Source organism: Methylogaea oryzae (genome assembly GCF_019669985.1).
Classification (GTDB): domain Bacteria; phylum Pseudomonadota; class Gammaproteobacteria; order Methylococcales; family Methylococcaceae; genus Methylogaea; species Methylogaea oryzae.
Map to the genome: position 1 here is coordinate 3,297,332 of NZ_AP019782.1, position 15,365 is coordinate 3,312,696.

The 15,365-nt window shown below is 63.8% G+C and carries 14 protein-coding genes; all 14 read right to left on the reverse strand.

Translation table 11 applies throughout. The features are described from left to right. Positions 1-2: 2 nt before the first annotated feature. The 14 genes from K5607_RS14550 to mraZ all read right to left on the reverse strand — a co-directional run bounded on the left by K5607_RS14550 (position 3) and on the right by mraZ (position 15,078). Positions 3-818: a cell division protein FtsQ/DivIB gene (locus tag K5607_RS14550; RefSeq protein WP_221047442.1), complete on the reverse strand. Its 816-nt coding sequence runs from the start codon at positions 816-818 to the stop codon at positions 3-5. Next, a complete protein-coding gene (locus K5607_RS14555) occupies positions 779-1,717 on the reverse strand; it encodes a D-alanine--D-alanine ligase (protein WP_221047443.1) in 939 nt (312 codons plus the stop codon). The genes K5607_RS14550 and K5607_RS14555 overlap by 40 nt, the downstream gene beginning before the upstream one ends. Beyond that, the gene (gene murB, locus K5607_RS14560) at positions 1,710-2,654 is read right to left on the reverse strand and encodes a UDP-N-acetylmuramate dehydrogenase (RefSeq protein WP_054774662.1); all 945 of its coding nucleotides are present in this window, start codon (positions 2,652-2,654) and stop codon (positions 1,710-1,712) included. Before murB ends, K5607_RS14555 begins: the two co-directional genes overlap by 8 nt. Continuing rightward, a complete protein-coding gene (murC, locus tag K5607_RS14565) occupies positions 2,647-4,083 on the reverse strand; it encodes a UDP-N-acetylmuramate--L-alanine ligase (protein ID WP_054774663.1) in 1,437 nt (478 codons plus the stop codon). Before murC ends, murB begins: the two co-directional genes overlap by 8 nt. After that, positions 4,080-5,147 carry an undecaprenyldiphospho-muramoylpentapeptide beta-N-acetylglucosaminyltransferase gene (murG, locus tag K5607_RS14570; protein WP_221047444.1) on the reverse strand — a complete coding sequence of 356 codons (1,068 nt, stop codon included), beginning with the start codon at positions 5,145-5,147 and terminating at the stop codon, positions 4,080-4,082. The genes murC and murG overlap by 4 nt, the downstream gene beginning before the upstream one ends. Continuing rightward, positions 5,132-6,331, reverse strand: a complete 1,200-nt coding sequence (ftsW, locus tag K5607_RS14575) for a putative lipid II flippase FtsW (protein ID WP_054774005.1) — start codon at positions 6,329-6,331, stop codon at positions 5,132-5,134. The genes murG and ftsW overlap by 16 nt, the downstream gene beginning before the upstream one ends. Next, a complete protein-coding gene (gene murD, locus K5607_RS14580) occupies positions 6,328-7,716 on the reverse strand; it encodes a UDP-N-acetylmuramoyl-L-alanine--D-glutamate ligase (RefSeq protein ID WP_221047445.1) in 1,389 nt (462 codons plus the stop codon). Before murD ends, ftsW begins: the two co-directional genes overlap by 4 nt. 7 nt (positions 7,717-7,723) lie before the next feature. Continuing rightward, positions 7,724-8,806 (reverse strand): phospho-N-acetylmuramoyl-pentapeptide-transferase, encoded by a 1,083-nt coding sequence (gene mraY / locus K5607_RS14585; RefSeq protein WP_221047446.1) that lies wholly within the window; start codon positions 8,804-8,806, stop codon positions 7,724-7,726. A 1-nt stretch (position 8,807) separates the two neighbouring features. Further along, the gene (locus K5607_RS14590) at positions 8,808-10,166 is read right to left on the reverse strand and encodes a UDP-N-acetylmuramoyl-tripeptide--D-alanyl-D-alanine ligase (protein WP_246598874.1); all 1,359 of its coding nucleotides are present in this window, start codon (positions 10,164-10,166) and stop codon (positions 8,808-8,810) included. Then, the gene (locus tag K5607_RS14595; RefSeq protein ID WP_246598875.1) at positions 10,163-11,683 is read right to left on the reverse strand and encodes a UDP-N-acetylmuramoyl-L-alanyl-D-glutamate--2,6-diaminopimelate ligase; all 1,521 of its coding nucleotides are present in this window, start codon (positions 11,681-11,683) and stop codon (positions 10,163-10,165) included. Before K5607_RS14595 ends, K5607_RS14590 begins: the two co-directional genes overlap by 4 nt. Further along, positions 11,680-13,344 carry a peptidoglycan D,D-transpeptidase FtsI family protein gene (locus K5607_RS14600; RefSeq protein ID WP_246599030.1) on the reverse strand — a complete coding sequence of 555 codons (1,665 nt, stop codon included), beginning with the start codon at positions 13,342-13,344 and terminating at the stop codon, positions 11,680-11,682. The genes K5607_RS14595 and K5607_RS14600 overlap by 4 nt, the downstream gene beginning before the upstream one ends. Before the next feature lie 77 nt (positions 13,345-13,421). Continuing rightward, positions 13,422-13,682 carry a cell division protein FtsL gene (gene ftsL, locus K5607_RS14605; protein WP_082411352.1) on the reverse strand — a complete coding sequence of 87 codons (261 nt, stop codon included), beginning with the start codon at positions 13,680-13,682 and terminating at the stop codon, positions 13,422-13,424. Next, on the reverse strand, positions 13,679-14,605 hold the full coding sequence (gene rsmH, locus K5607_RS14610) for a 16S rRNA (cytosine(1402)-N(4))-methyltransferase RsmH (protein ID WP_054772848.1): 927 nt from the start codon (positions 14,603-14,605) through the stop codon (positions 13,679-13,681). Before rsmH ends, ftsL begins: the two co-directional genes overlap by 4 nt. Before the next feature lie 11 nt (positions 14,606-14,616). Further along, complete coding sequence (gene mraZ / locus K5607_RS14615) at positions 14,617-15,078, reverse strand: division/cell wall cluster transcriptional repressor MraZ (RefSeq protein WP_054772849.1); 462 nt, start codon at positions 15,076-15,078, stop codon at positions 14,617-14,619. Positions 15,079-15,365 lie beyond the last annotated feature (287 nt).

Here is a 15,365-nt window from a genome sequence, read left to right on the forward strand (position 1 = left end):
CTCTACGCCTTTGATTTTTTCATTGGGTCTACCCCTTGCCATGATTCGTTCGCCCCGGCGTCCAAGCCGCCCAGCTTCAACTCCGCCTTGGGCTTCATGCTCACCGCACAGCCGTTGGGATAACGCAGGTCCACCCTTTGCACGGCCTGCAATCGCTCCGCGCCCAGCAACGTTGCCAAGGTCAGGAACCGATCGAACGCCGCCAACGCGTCCTGCCTCCCCATGGCGACCACCAAACCGTCTTCTAATTTAACCGTCCAAGCGTGACGATTACTGAGATGTAATACGGCAATACGGCGTCCCAAGGGCGCCAGCTTGGCGTTCATGGTCTTCAACATGGCCAGCATCGGCTTCTCGTGCCCTTCCGGTCCGTGTATCAGCGGCAACCTAGCCGTTTCCTCCGTCTCGGCCGCGCGGAAGCGCACGCCTTTTTCGCTAATCAAGCTGCCGTCCTCGCAACGGGCGTAAGGCGTCATCTCCGAGATGCGCACCACCAGCGTTTCCGGCCATAGCCGCGTCACGGTCACGTCGCCCACCCAGGGCAAATTGCGCACGGCGGCATCCACCGCGTTGATATCCACCCGCAGGTAACCCGCTTCCAGCAAGGGCTCCAGGGCCGCTTGCAAAGCCGCCGGCTCCACCTTGCGCAGTTCGCCCTCGATACGCACGTAACGCACCGGCAGCAACTTCACGGCGGCGACGCCCAATACCAGCGCAACCGCCGCCAGCAAAGCGAGCTTCCGCCACGGCCCCCGTTCGGAATACGGCGGGTCGATGTCTACGCGGCCGGAGGGAAACTGCCTTCCAAAATCCGCCACACCAAATCCTCGAAACTTAGGCCCGCAGCGCGCGCCGCCATGGGCACCAAACTGTGATCGGTCATGCCCGGCACCGTGTTGACCTCGATCAGCCACGGCCGCTGCTCTGCATCCACCAACAAATCCACCCGGCCCCAGCCTTCCACCCCCAACGAGCGGCACGCCTTTAACGCCAGCGCCTGCAACGCCTGCTCGCGTTCCGCCGGTAAGCCGCAGGGGCAGTGATACTGGGTGGTGTCCGCGCAATACTTGGCGTCGAAATCGTAAAACTTGTTGGGCGTTTCCAGGCGGATCAAGGGCAGCGCCTGGTCTTCCAGCACCGCCACCGTGTACTCGGCGCCGGTAATGCAAACCTCGGCGAACACCTGGCAACCGAACTGTGCCGCGTTGACATAGGCCTGCTCCAACTCGGCCACGTCATGCACCTTGCTGATGCCGACGCTGGAGCCTTCCAGGGCCGGCTTCACCATGAGGGGAAAACCCAGCCGTTCGGCGCAACGGGGCACATCCGCCACGCTGTCCAGCAAATACCAGTCGGGGGTGGGAATGTCGACGCCACGCCAAAAGGCCTTGGTGCGCAGCTTGTCCATGGTCAACGCCGAGGCCAACACGCCGCTGCCGGTATAGGGTAAGCCCAAAGCCTCCAAAACGCCTTGTAACACACCGTCCTCGCCGCCACGGCCGTGGACGATATTGAACACCCGGTCGAACTCCCCCGCCTGCAGCGGCGCCACAGGATGCGCGTCCACGTCCACCGCGACAGCCTGGACGCCGCGTTTCAGCAAAGCGGCCAGGACGGCTTGGCCGCTCCACAAGGACACCTGACGCTCGGCCGACGCCCCGCCCATGACCACCGCCACTTTGCCGAACGCCGCCGGATCGCCCACACGCTTAACCACTGTTGATCTCCCCTCGTACGGACGACTTATCGCCGACGATGCATACCTCGGTAGATAAATTGACGCCGTGGCGCGCCGCCACCTCGGCCCGCACCAGCTCGATCAGGCTTTCGATATCGGCGGCCGTCGCAGCACCGGTGTTGACGATGAAATTGGCGTGTTTCTCCGACACGCAGGCGCCGCCGATACAGCGCCCCTTCAGGCCGCTGTTCTCTATCAAGCGCGCCGCGTAATCGCCGTCCGGATTGCGGAACACCGAACCGCAACTCGGCATGTTCGTCGGCTGAGTAGCGGAACGCTGGGCCAACAACTGGCGGATCCGCTCTCGGCTCTGCGTCGTATCGCCGGCCGTCAGCCTCAGTTTTGCGGCCAGAAACCATTCGCCCTCCGGTCCCTGCGCCTGGCGATAGCCGATGCGGAAATCGCCGGCGCCGCGCTCGCGCTCCACCCCCAGCCGATCCACCGTCACCACGCTGCTCACCACATCCCAGGTTTCGCCGCCGAAAGCCCCGGCGTTCATCGCCAATGCGCCGCCCATGGTGCCAGGAATGCCGGCGAGAAACTCCGCCCCGCCCAGGCCCTGCTCGGCGCAAAATTTCGCCACGTGGGCGCAGGCCACGCCGGCCTCGGCCAGCACCGAACCGTCCTCCATACGCCGCAAATCCAGCAGGCAGGAGCGGGTGAATATCACCGTGCCGGGAAATCCGCCGTCGCGCACCAGCAAATTGCTGCCCAACCCCAGCCACAACAACGGCTCTTGCGGCGGCAAGGTGCGCAGGAACGCGACGAGGTCTTCCCGATCGGCCGGACTGTAAAACTGTTTGGCCTGCCCGCCGGCGCGCCAAGTGGCGTAACGCGCCATGGATTCGCCTCGGCGCAATTCGCCCCGCAAAACGGCCGGCGCATGATCGGAGCTACGGGCGCAGCAACTAGCCATCGCGGCCGTTCCCCGCCAAAGCCGCCGGCAAGCCGGCCGCCAACTGGCCGACGTTGCCCGCGCCCAAGGTCAACAACACGTCGTCGGCCTGCAACAAACAGGTCAGCACTTCCGCCATGTCGTCCATGCTTTCCACGAATACCGGGTCCACCTGGCCGCGCGCGCGGATGGCGCGCGTCAAGGCGCGGCTGTCGGCGCCGGGGATATAGGATTCTCCCGCCGTGTACACCTCCATCACCACCAGCACATCGGCCTTGGACAAGACCTGTACGAAGTCCTCGAACAGATCGCGGGTACGGGTATAACGATGCGGCTGGAAGGCCACCACCAAACGGCGGTCGGGCCAGGCGCCGCGCGCCGCCTCCAGCGTCGCCGCCACTTCGCGGGGGTGATGGCCGTAGTCGTCGACCAAGGTCACGACGCCATCGTCCCAGGGAATGTCGCCGTTGATTTGGAAGCGTCGGCCGATGCCGCGGAACTCCGCCAACGCCTTGACCACCGCGGCGTCGGGAACCTCCACTTCGCTGGCGATGGCGATGGCCGCCAGGGCGTTGAGAATGTTGTGATGCCCCGGCAAATTCAGCGTCACGCGCAAATCGTCCCGACCGGCGCGCTGCACGGTGAAGCTCGAGGCCAAGCCGTTGCGGGCGATATCCACCGCGCGCACGTCGGCGGCCGCGTCGACGCCGTAGGTTTTCACCGGCTTGGTGATTTTCGGCAAAATGTCCCGCACGCCGGCATCGTCCAGGCATACCACCGCCAAACCGTAAAACGGCAGGTGATGAAGGAATTCGATGAAAGTGCGTTGCAAGCGGCCGTAGTCGCCCTGGTAGGTTTCCATGTGGTCCAGGTCGATGTTGGTGACCACCGCCATCATGGGCTGCAAGTAAAGGAAGGACGCATCGCTTTCGTCGGCTTCCGCCACCAGGTAATCGCTGCCGCCCAGTTTGGCGTTGGTGCCGGCGCTGTTGAGCTTGCCGCCGATGACGAAGGTGGGATCCAGGCCGGCTTCCGCCAACAAGCTGGCGGTGAGGCTGGTGGTGGTGGTCTTGCCGTGGGTACCGGCGATGGCGATGCCGAAGCGGAAGCGCATCAGCTCCGCCAGCATTTCCGCCCGGGAAATCACCGGCACGCGCCTTTCGCGGGCGGCCAGCACCTCCGGGTTGTCCGCCGCCACCGCCGTGGAAATCACCACCACATCGGCCTTGGCCGCCCAGGCGGCGTCGTGGCCGATGCTCACCTCCGCCCCCAAGGCCTGCAGGCGGCGGGTGTTGGCGCTTTCCGCCTTGTCCGAGCCGGAAACTTGGTAGCCCAGGTTCAACAACACCTCGGCGATGCCGCACATGCCGACCCCGCCGATGCCGACGAAGTGCACCCGACGGATGCGTTGCATGGCCTGCCGCGCCTCGACCCGGCCCACGGCGCTCATGCCCGCACCTGCTGGAGGCAAATGTTGGCTACCTGCCCGGCGGCGTCTGGCTTGGCCAGCGCGCGGGCCTGTCGCGCCATGGCCGCCAACAGGTCGCGCCGGTCGGCCAGGCGCCGCAACTGCGCCGCCAGGGCGGCGGCGTCCAGGCTGGCCTGCGGCATCAGCTCGGCCGCGCCGGCATCCACCAAATAACGGGCATTGGCGGTCTGGTGATCGTCGATGGCGTAGGGAAACGGCACCAGCAGGGCCGGCAAGCCGGCGGCGCACAGCTCGCTCACCGTCATGGCCCCGGCGCGGCACACGGCCAAATCGGCCCAGGCGTAGGCTGCGGCCATGTCGTCGATAAACGCCTCCACCCGTGCGGTAACGCCTTTGTCGGCGTAGCGGCGACGGGTGTCGTCCAGCAGCGCGCCGCCGGTTTGATGCCGCAGGTCCAACGGAACCCCCGCGGCAGCCGCGGCCTCGGGCAACAGCTCGTTGAGCGCCTTGGCGCCCAGGCTGCCGCCCAGCACCAGGACGCGCAAGGGCCGGTCGGCGTCGCTCGCCGATTTGGCCGGCAAGGCGACGATGTTGCCGCGCAGGGGATTTCCCGTGCACCGCGCACCGACCGCCGGCGGGAAACTGCCGGGAAACGCTTCCAACACCGCCTTCGCCAAGCGCGAGAGCATGCGATTGGTGGTTCCCGGAACGCGGTTTTGCTCATGGATCACCAGGGGACGGCGCAACAACCAGGCCATCAAGCCGCCCGGCGCAGCGACGAAGCCGCCCATGCCCAAAACCACATGGGGCTTGCGCCGCAGCAAGATGCCGGCGGCTTGCAAACAAGCCCAGGCCAAGCGGAACGGCGCCAGCAGGCGCGTAGCCAGGCTTTTGCCGCGCACGCCGGCCGCGCCGATCCAGTCGATGGGGATATCCGCGGCCGGCACCAGCTTGGCCTCCAGCCCGGTCCGGGTGCCCATCCAGGTCACTTGGCAGCCGTCGCGGCGCAGCTGTTCGGCCACGGCCAAGGCGGGGAAGATATGGCCGCCAGTGCCGCCGGCCAGGATCATCACACGCGTTGCCATACCGTCTTCCCCTTGATGGACAGGCCCTTGGCCTCCACCACCTCGTGATTGACCCGCAGCAATATGGCCACGGCCACGCACATAACGATGATGCTGCCGCCGCCGTAGCTCATCAACGGCAAGGTCAAGCCCTTGGTGGGCAGCACGCCCATGTTGACGCCCATATTGATGAACGACTGGATGCCGAACCACAAACCGATGCCATAGGCGAGATAAGCCGCGAAGCGCTTGCCCACGGCTTCGGCGGCGCGGCCTATCATGAACGCCCGCCACAGGAAGAAGGCGAACAGGCCGATGATGGTCACCGCGCCGGCCATGCCCAACTCCTCGCCGATTACCGAAAACAGGAAATCCGTATGGGCTTCCGGCAGATAAAACAGCTTCTGCACGCCGGAACCCAGCCCCACGCCGAACCAATTGCCTCGGCCGAAAGCGATGAGCGCCTGAGTCAACTGGAAACCGGTATTGAGGGGGTCGGCCCAGGGGTCGAGGAAACTCATCACTCGCACCATGCGGTAGGGCGACACGTAAATCAGCGTCACGCCCGCCAGCCCCACCAGGCTCAACAACACGGCGAATTGCCACAACTGCGCGCCGCCCAGGAACATCATGCCCAGCGCCACGCTCATGATCACCACGGAAGAGCCGAAGTCCGGCTCGGCCAACAGCAGTACGCAGGCAACGCCCAAAACGCCCATGGGGCGCACCATGCCCCACACGGAGCTGCGCACGGTTTTCATGCGGCGTTCCATGTAGCCCGCCATGAACAGTACGGAAATGAGCTTGACCATTTCCGACACCTGAATTCGCACGCCGCCGATCACCAGCCAACGGTAACTGCCGTTCACTTCTCGCCCCAGGCCGGGCGTCAGCACCAACAGCAACAGAAGCAGGCCGAATAGGAACAATGTTTGGCCTTTCCTCTCCCAGAACTCCAGGGGCACCGTGGCGGCGGCAACGGCAAACGCCAACCCCATCAAAATGTGCGCGAGCTGGTGCTTGGGGTAATAAAACGCGTCGTCGGCCAACTTTTCGCCCAAGTGCAAGGAAGCGGACGCCACCATCACCAAGCCCAGCAACAGCAGGGTGACTGCCGCCACCAGCGCGCCGCCGTCCACGTGGAAACGACGCTGCTTCCACACCAGCATCCAATCGCCGCCTTGGCGCAACACCGCGACGCTCATGGCCTCAGCTCCTGTACCGCCGCGGCGAACGTCCGGCCGCGATGGGCGTAATCCGTGTACTGGTCCCAACTGGCGCAAGCCGGCGACAGCAGCACAGTATCGCCGCGCTGGGCCATGTCACGCGCGGCAGCCACCGCGCCTTTCATATCGGCCACTCTCACGGTGGGAACCACGGGCTGCAGCACCGCTTGCAGCTTGTCCGCATCCTGCCCCATGAGCACCGCGCCGCGCACTTTTTCAGCGGCCACGTCCGCCAGGGGCGAGAAATCGGCGCCTTTGCCGTCACCGCCGGCGACGAGCACCGCCTTGCCGGTCAATCCCTGCAAGGCGGCGATGCAAGCACCGATGTTGGTTGCTTTGGAATCGTTGATCCAGGCCACGCCGCCGATTTCGGCGACGAATTGCATGCGATGGTCCAGGCCGCGGAAACTCCGCAGCGCCTCCACCATGCCCGCGCGGGACAAGCCCACGGCGTCGCCCAAGGCCAAGGCGGCCAAAGCGTTGGAAAGATTGTGGCGCCCTTTCAAGAGTATTTCGCCGGTACGCAGCAGCGGTTCCCCTTTAACCGTCAGCCATGATTCGCCGCCCATGTCGCGCATGCCGTAATCCGGCGAGTGGCCGGCGTCCAGTCCGTAATAAAAGAAGCGGCGGCCCATTTCGCGCATCTCGCATACCCATGGATCGTCGGCATTCAGTACCATCACTCCATTGCCCCGGAAAATCCGTTGTTTGGACCCGGCGTAGGCAGCCAAATCCGGATAGCGATCCATGTGGTCCGGGCTGATGTTGAGCACCGTGGCCGCCGCGAACTGCAACAACTCCGTGGTTTCCAACTGAAAACTGGACAGCTCCAGCACGTAGAGCTCGGCATCGGCATCCAGCAATTCCAATACCGGCGTACCGAGATTGCCGCCCACCTTGACCTTGACGCCGGCCTTTTGCGCCATCGCCCCCACCAGGGTGGTGACGGTGCTCTTACCGTTCGAGCCGGTGATGCCGACCACCGGCGCCCGCGCCATGCAGGCGAACAAGTCCATGTCGCCCAACAACCGCGCGCCGGCCGCCTTGGCCCGCTGTATGGCCGGTTCATCCAAAGCCACTCCGGGACTGACGACCAAATGGGTGGCTACCGCCATGGCCGGCTGATCGAACCCTCCGAGGAAGACCGCTGCGTCGGGGCAGTGTTCGCGCAATTCAGCCAAGGCCGGCGGGCGCTCGCGGGAATCCACCACGGCGAACGGGATGTTCTGGCCGGCCAAGAACTTAGCCACCGACAAGCCGGTCTTGCCCAAGCCCACCACCACGACGCGCGTCCTCGGCGCCCGCAGGCCAATGGCCTCAAGGGTCGGAGCGTCGTTCGCAGTGGTTTGCGGGGTGATAGCCATGATTTTCTCAGCGCAACTTCAGGGTAGCCAGGCCGCACAACACGAGGATCACGGTGATGATCCAGAAGCGCACGATCACCCGCGGCTCGGGCCAGCCTTTCAATTCGAAATGGTGATGGATGGGCGCCATGCGGAAGATGCGCTTGCCGGTAAGCTTGAAGGAGAGCACTTGCAGCATGACGGACACGGTTTCCATCACGAACACGCCGCCCATGATCATCAGCACGATTTCCTGGCGCACCATCACCGCCAGCACGCCCAAGGCCGCGCCCAGGGCCAAGGCGCCCACATCGCCCATGAACACCATCGCCGGATAAGCGTTGAACCACAAGAAGCCCAACCCGGCCCCCACCAGCGAGCCGCAGAACACCACCAGTTCGCCGGATTTGGGCAGATGGGGGATGGCGAGATACTCGGCGAAATGGGCGTTGCCGGACGCGTAGGCGAAGATGCCCAGCGCGCCGCCCACCATGACCGTGGGCATGATGGCCAAGCCGTCCAAACCGTCGGTCAAGTTCACCGCATTGCTCGTGCCGACGATGACGAAATACGCCAACACCACGTAGAGCCAGCCCATGTTGAGTGCAACCGACTTGAAGAAGGGCACGATCAACTGCGTTTCGGCCGGCAGGCTGGCGGACTGGTACAAAAACAGCGCGGCCCCCAAGCCGAATACCGACTGCCACAAGTATTTATGCTTGGCGGAAAGGCCTTTGCTGTTGCGCAGTACCAGTTTTTTATAGTCGTCGACGAAACCGATAACGCCGAACGCCAGCGTTACCGCCAGCACCACCCACACATAGCGGTTGCTCAGGTCGGCCCACAACAGGGTGCTGACGGCCACGGCGACCAGAATCAAGGCTCCGCCCATGGTGGGCGTGCCGGCCTTGGAAAAATGGCTCTGCGGGCCGTCGTCGCGAATGCTTTGGCCGATGTTGTAGCGGCTCAAGCGGCGAATCATGGCCGGCCCCACCATCAGCGCGATCACCAGAGCGGTCAACACGCCGAGAATGGCGCGCAGCGTCAGGTATTGGAAGACCCGGAAAACGCCGAAATATTGGGCCAGCCAGTCGGCAAGATATAACAACATGTCAGGCCGCCTTCGCCCCGCACAAAGCCTCCACCACCCGTTCCATGCGTTGGCTACGGGACCCCTTGACCAGCATCACCACGTCTTTATGCAGCGATTCTTGCACCACGCGTATCAAATCCTCTTGTTTATCGAAATAAACGGCGCCTGCGCCGAAGGTTTCCACCGCCCGGTCGGCCAACGGGCCGGTGGCGAACAAGCGCGTCACGCCATGGCCTTTGGCCTGGCGCCCCAAATCGGCGTGCAATTGCGCGCCGCTTTCACCCAACTCGCCGAATCCGCCCAGCACCACCCAGCGTTCGCCCGGAGCGGCGGCCAACACTTCCAAGCCGGCGGCGAAAGAGGCGGGATTGGCGTTATAGGTGTCGTTCAGCACCAACGCTTCGCGGCAACGCAAGGGCTGCATGCGCCCGGATACCGGCCGCATGTTGCGCAAGCCGGCTTGCACTTGGCGCATATCCAAGCCCACCGCCAGGGCGGCTGCTGCCGCTGCCGCGGCGTTGTAGGCGTTGTGCAACCCCGGCAAAGCCAGCTGCATGGGCCAATCGTGGCCGTCCCACTGCAACACGAATCCACTGGCGTAAGCACCGTCGTAAAAGCCGCCAGAGAAGGTGGCCGGCAGCAGACGCACCTGCGCGTCCGCCGCCGAGCCGAAGGCGATGACTTGGCGACCTCCTGCCAAATCACGCCATAAGGGCCAGTACACGTCGTCGGCATTAAGCACGGCGATACCCTGACTGGCCAAGGAGGTAACTATTTCGCCCTTGGCGCGCGCCACGCCTTCCAGGCTGCCGAAGCCTTCCAGATGCGCCGCGCCGGCGTTGTTCAAAACCGCCACATCGGGCTGCGCCAAGCCCGCCACATAGGCGATCTCGCCCGGATGGTTGGCGCCCATTTCGACGACGGCGTAGCGGTGTTCCGATCTCAGGCTGAGCAACGTCAACGGCACGCCGATGTCGTTGTTCAAATTGCCCTGGGTAGCCCAGGTGGAACCGGCGCCGCCGAGTATGGCGGCGATCATTTCCTTCACGGTGGTCTTGCCGTTGCTGCCCGTGACGCCCACGACCTTCAAGGCCAGACGGCGGCGCCAAGCCGCCGCCAAGCGGCCCAGGGCCGCACGGGCGTCGTCCACCAAGATATACGGCATATCCGCCACGGGCTTGGACACTACGGCCGCCACCGCCCCGGCGGTTTTGGCCGCCATGGCATACTCGTTGCCGTCGAAGCGCGGCCCCTGCAGCGCCACAAATAGATCGCCGGGTTGAGTCTTGCGGCTGTCGGTGCCGACGGCGCTGAACTCCCGGTCGGCGCCGTGCAATACGCCGCCGGCCATAGCCGCCGCTTCGCTCAAGCGCATCATGGCGCCACCCCCGCCAGCAACTCCCGCACCACCGCGCGGTCGCTGAAAGGATGATGCACCCCGGAAACCTCCTGGGTGCTTTCGTGGCCCTTGCCGGCCACCAGCACCATGTCCCCCCGTTTGGCTTGGGACAGCGCCCAGGCGATGGCGGCGCGGCGATCCCGCTCCACTGCAACCTTGGACAAGTCTCCGCAACCGGCCAGTATATCCTGCACGATGGCGCCGCCGTCTTCATGGCGCGGATTGTCGTCCGTCACCACCACTTGGTCGGCCCAGCGCACGGCGATACGGCCCATCTCCGGCCGCTTGCCTTTGTCGCGATCGCCGCCGCAGCCGAATACGCAAAACAACCGGCCGCCACAGTGGCCGGCCAAGTTCTGCAACACGCTTTCCAACGCATGGGGCGTGTGGGCGTAATCGACGATGACGGTCGGCGCGTCCCCATGACTGGCGAAACGCTCCATGCGGCCCGGCACGGCGCGCACCGCCGCCAAGCGCGCGGCCGCCACGGGCAGCGAATAATCCAGCCCCAGCAGCACCGCCAGGGTCGCCAACAAATTGTCCACATTGAAATAGCCGAACAGCGGCGCCCGCACCTGCGCAACCTCGCCTTGCCAATGGGCCGCGAAGGCCAGACCGCCGGCATCCTGGCGCACGTTGCGAGCGGCGAGGACGGCGCCATCGTCCAACGTCGTCAAACCGGAGGCGCTGTAGGGCAGCAGGCGCACGCTCTGGGGTAAAACTTGCCGCACCGCGGCGAAACTGGCGTCGTCCGCATTGGCCGCGACGAACTGCAGGCCGTCCGCGCGCAACAGCTCCAGCTTGGCCGCCACATAGGCGTCCATATGGCCGTGGTAATCCAAGTGGTCGCGGCTGATGTTGGTGTATACGGCGCCCTTAAACGACACGCCGTTCACCCGCCCTTGATGCAAGCCATGGGAGGAAACCTCCATGGCCAACGCCTTGATGTCCCGACTCAGCAGTTGCGCCATGGCGCTATGCACGGTCACCGGATCCGGCGTGGTGTTGGCGGTGCTGGCCAGTTTGCCGGGCAAACCCCAACCCAGGGTGCCCATGACCGCGCAGGGCTTGCTGTCGCCCAAGGCCTGGGCAATGTAATGGCTGCAAGAAGTCTTGCCGTTGGTGCCGGTAATGCCGATGACGTCCAAACGCCGCGAAGGCCGGCCGTAGAAGCGATCGGCGATCAGCCCCAACCGGGCCGCCAAATCGACCACCGCCACGCAAGGCAGTTGCTCGAATTCCCGCGCCAGAATCGCGCCGCCCGCCGACGGCTCGTACAGGATGGCGGCCGCGCCGCGCGCCACGGCTTCGGCTGCATGGGCCAAGCCGTGGCAACGGCTGCCCGCCAGGGCGATAAATACGTCGCCGGGATGAACGCGGCGGCTATCCAGCGCTAAGCCGGCCACCGCCAGCGCTGCCTCGCGACCGAGCACCGCCCCACCCTCCAGCAATTCGCCCAGGGAAATCAAATTTTGTTCCACGGGCGCCGCCATCATATGGTGCCCTCGCTCTGTTCCAGCAATTGCGCGTTTTCTTGTTGGTCCGGGGCGACATTCAGCAAACGCAGCGCGCCGCTCATCACGGTGGAAAACACCGGCGCAGCCACGGAGCCGCCGTAATATTCGCCGGCCGACGGCTCGTCGATCATGACCACCATGACCAGCTTGGGATCGCTGGCCGGCGCCATGCCGACAAACAGCGACAGATAACTGCCTTCGGTATAGCCGCCGGTAGCGGCGGATTTCTTCACGGTGCCGGTTTTACCCGCCACGCGATAGCCCGATACGCTGGCCCGCAAGGCGGTGCCTTCCCGGCTCACCACTTGCTCCAGCATGGTGCGCACTTTCAGCGCCGTTTCGCTGCTCATGGCCCGCTGCGGCGGGTCTTTGTTTTCCGCCTTGAGCAGCGATACGTGCGGCAACATGCCGTTGTTGGCTATCGCCGTGTAGGCGCGCGCCAACTGCAAGGTCGAGGTGGAAACGCCGTAACCGAACGACAACGTGGCCTGTTCGAACTGCCCCCAATGTTTGTAATCGCGCAGCCTGCCGGCCGACTCGCCAGGGAATCCCAAGCCGACGAATTCGCCGAATCCCAGTCCGCTGACAAAGCCCCACAGGCGGTCGGCGGGCAGGGACAGAGCGATTTTCGTCACGCCCACGTTGCTGGATTTCTGCAACACGTGGGCCACATCCAACACGCCATAGTTGTGAATGTCCCGCACCACGTTGCCGGCCACCATCATGGTGCCCGGATTGGTGTCGATCATGGTATCGGGGCGGAACATGCCCAGTTCCAAGGCGCATGCCACGGCGAACGGCTTCATCACCGAGCCCGGCTCGAACGAGTCCGTCACCGCGCGGTTGCGCGTGACGCTGCCCTGGACTTCCTTGCGATTGTTGGGATTGAACGACGGCTGGTTGACCATCGCCATGATCTCGCCGGATTTGGCATCCAGCAGCACCAAGGAGCCGGCCTTGGCGTTATGGCGCAATACGGAAGACTTCAGCTCCCGATAGGCCAGATATTGCAGGCGCTGATCGATGCTCAGCACCAGATCCTTGCCGGGCACGGAAGGACGAACGTCCTCCACATCCTCGATGATGCGCTGCTTGCCGTCGCGAATCACCCGGCGCTGGCCGGTGGCCCCACGCAGCCATTTATTATAAGCCAACTCCAGGCCTTCTTGGCCGTTGTCGTCGATATTGGTGAAGCCCAGGATGTGGGACGCCACCTCGCCGACCGGATAATAACGGCGGAATTCCCGCTCGAAATAGACGCCCGGCAAATCCATGGCCTTGACTTGCTCAGCCACGGCCGGATCCATGCGGCGCTTGAGGTAAACGAAAGTGCGGCCGGAGGCATAGGAAACGCGGGCCAGCAAGTGCTGGTAGTCCAATCCCAGCAGCCCGGCCAATTCTTTGAGCTGCTGCGGGCTGGCCTCGAATTCCTTGGGATTGACGGCGATGGACTTGACCGGGGTGCTCAAGGCCAGCAATTCGCCCTGGCGATCCAGCACCTTGCCGCGATTGGCGGGCACGGACACCACGTTGATATGGCGCAAATCGCCTTGATGCTGCAAGAACTGCCGGTCGATCACCTGCAGCTCCACCGAGCGGCAGATCAAGGTCACCATGGCGACGAACAAAAGCGCCAACACGAACCACCAGCGGCTCGCATACTCTTTTAAATGTTCGTTAGTCTCGGCCGCCACTGGAATCACAAACAACCCCGATATCAAGGTTTTAGATAAACAATCGACTTTCGCTCCGGCAACTCCATCCCCAACCGGAGGCGAGCAATGCGCTCTATACGGCTTTGTTCGCCCCAGGTGTTCTGCTCCAAGCGCAGCAACCCCCACTCGGTCTGGAGCGCTTCGTTTTCCTGCTCCAGGCGCTGCGCATCGGCGAACAACACCCGGGCGGTATGCTTGGTGTAAACCACCGTGATGGCGGACGCCACCACCAACACCAGCAGCACCAAGGTATTCGTATTCACGGCAGCCGCTCCGCCACGCGCATCACCGCGCTTCGCGCTCGTGGATTGGCCGCCACTTCAGCCTCGCTCGCATAAATCGCTTTGCCGACGCGCTTGAGCGTTGGCGCGGGCACCGCCCACTTCGGCGCGTGGGGCGCCAATCCCCGCTCCTGATCGCGCATGAAACGCTTCACCATGCGATCCTCCAGGGAGTGGAATGCGATCACCGCCAAACGCCCCCCCGCTTTCAATACCGATAACGTCTGCGCCAAGCCTTGCTCCAACTCGCCCAGTTCGTCGTTCAGATAAATTCGTATCGCCTGAAAACTTCGGGTGGCCGGATGCTTACCCGGCTCGCGGTGAGGAACTGCCTGATCGATCAATCTCGCCAACTGGCCCGTCGTAACAATGGCCTGTTGCGTCCGCTGTTCCACAACAGCGCGGGAAATACGGCGGGCGAAACGCTCTTCGCCGTAAATCCGCAACACGTCCGCCAACTCCCCCTCCGGCACCCGCGCCAGCCATTCCGCTGCACTTAGCCCAGCCCCCACGTCCATGCGCATGTCCAACGGGCCGTCCCGCATAAAACTGAATCCCCGCTCCGCCGTGTCCAACTGGGGCGACGAAACCCCCAAATCCATCAAGATGCCGTCCACCCGCCCCAGCAACCCCAAGCGTTCCAGTTGCTCGGCCAGCCGGACGAAGCCGGTGTGTATCAACGTAAAGTGGCTATCCGACGATAAGGCGCGCGCTTCCGTCGATTCCACCGCGTCCCGATCCTTGTCCAGGGCGACCAGCCGCCCCTTGGAACCCAGCCGGTCCAATAAGGCCCGACTGTGGCCTCCCCGCCCGAAGGTGCAGTCCACGTAAATGCCGTCTTCGCGCACGGACAGCGCGTCGACCGCCTCCGACAGCAGCACCGGCAAATGAGGGGATAAACGCATGACAAGCCGGCTTAGAAATTCAGCGAGCCAAGTTCGGGGGACAATTCCGCCATGTCTTCAAGTCCCACCGCCTCTTCCAGCCACCCGTCGCGACTGGTGTTCCACACGTCCTCATCCCAAATCTCGAACTTTTTGCCCTGGCCGACCAGCGCAATGCGCTTATCCAGACCGGCGAATTTACGCAGGGGTTCGGCAACCAGCACACGGCCCTGGGCATCCATCTCGCATTCGGTGGCATGGCCGATGAGCAACCGCTTCAGAAGTTTGGCGCGGGGATCCAATGTCGGCAGGCGATCCAGCTTCTTTTCGATCTCTTCCCATTCCTGCAACGGATAAAGCAACAGGCACTTATCCCGATCGACGGTCAGCACCAGCTGCCCATCGCAGGATTCCTGTAACTCGGACCGATAGCGGGTTGGAATCGCCACCCGGCCCTTAGGATCGAGATTTATTGAGTTAACGCCCCGGAACAACCAGGCCCCCTAATCAGCAGCGGCATCCATTATTTTCCATTTTTTTCCACTTCACACCACTTGACTGCACTATAGGAAGCAAAATTCACTTCGTCAAGCCACTTTGAACAAATTGGGGGACGCGTCGCTATTTGCCCGGCAAAGCCTTGCCAGACAAGCACCGAGGAATGGCGCCGGAAGCCGCGCCAGCGTCGCGTTCGGCCTGCTTCGGGCATACCTCAAGGCGGCCTAGATATGGTAAAAAGGCTACAAAGGCATAAAATCCCCATTTGTTATCTCAATAACCG

What these genes read in the sequence shown, in the direction of transcription:
- murB (WP_054774662.1), bottom strand. Translation starts at nt 2,654, where the DNA reads ATGGCTAGTTGCTGCGCCCGTAGCTCCGATCATGCGCCGGCCGTTTTG.
- murC (WP_054774663.1), bottom strand. Translation starts at nt 4,083, where the DNA reads ATGAGCGCCGTGGGCCGGGTCGAGGCGCGGCAGGCCATGCAACGCATC.
- murG (WP_221047444.1), bottom strand. Translation starts at nt 5,147, where the DNA reads ATGGCAACGCGTGTGATGATCCTGGCCGGCGGCACTGGCGGCCATATC.
- ftsW (WP_054774005.1), bottom strand. Translation starts at nt 6,331, where the DNA reads ATGAGCGTCGCGGTGTTGCGCCAAGGCGGCGATTGGATGCTGGTGTGG.
- murD (WP_221047445.1), bottom strand. Translation starts at nt 7,716, where the DNA reads ATGGCTATCACCCCGCAAACCACTGCGAACGACGCTCCGACCCTTGAG.
- mraY (WP_221047446.1), bottom strand. Translation starts at nt 8,806, where the DNA reads ATGTTGTTATATCTTGCCGACTGGCTGGCCCAATATTTCGGCGTTTTC.
- K5607_RS14590 (WP_246598874.1), bottom strand. Translation starts at nt 10,166, where the DNA reads ATGATGCGCTTGAGCGAAGCGGCGGCTATGGCCGGCGGCGTATTGCAC.
- K5607_RS14595 (WP_246598875.1), bottom strand. Translation starts at nt 11,683, where the DNA reads ATGATGGCGGCGCCCGTGGAACAAAATTTGATTTCCCTGGGCGAATTG.
- rsmH (WP_054772848.1), bottom strand. Translation starts at nt 14,605, where the DNA reads ATGCGTTTATCCCCTCATTTGCCGGTGCTGCTGTCGGAGGCGGTCGAC.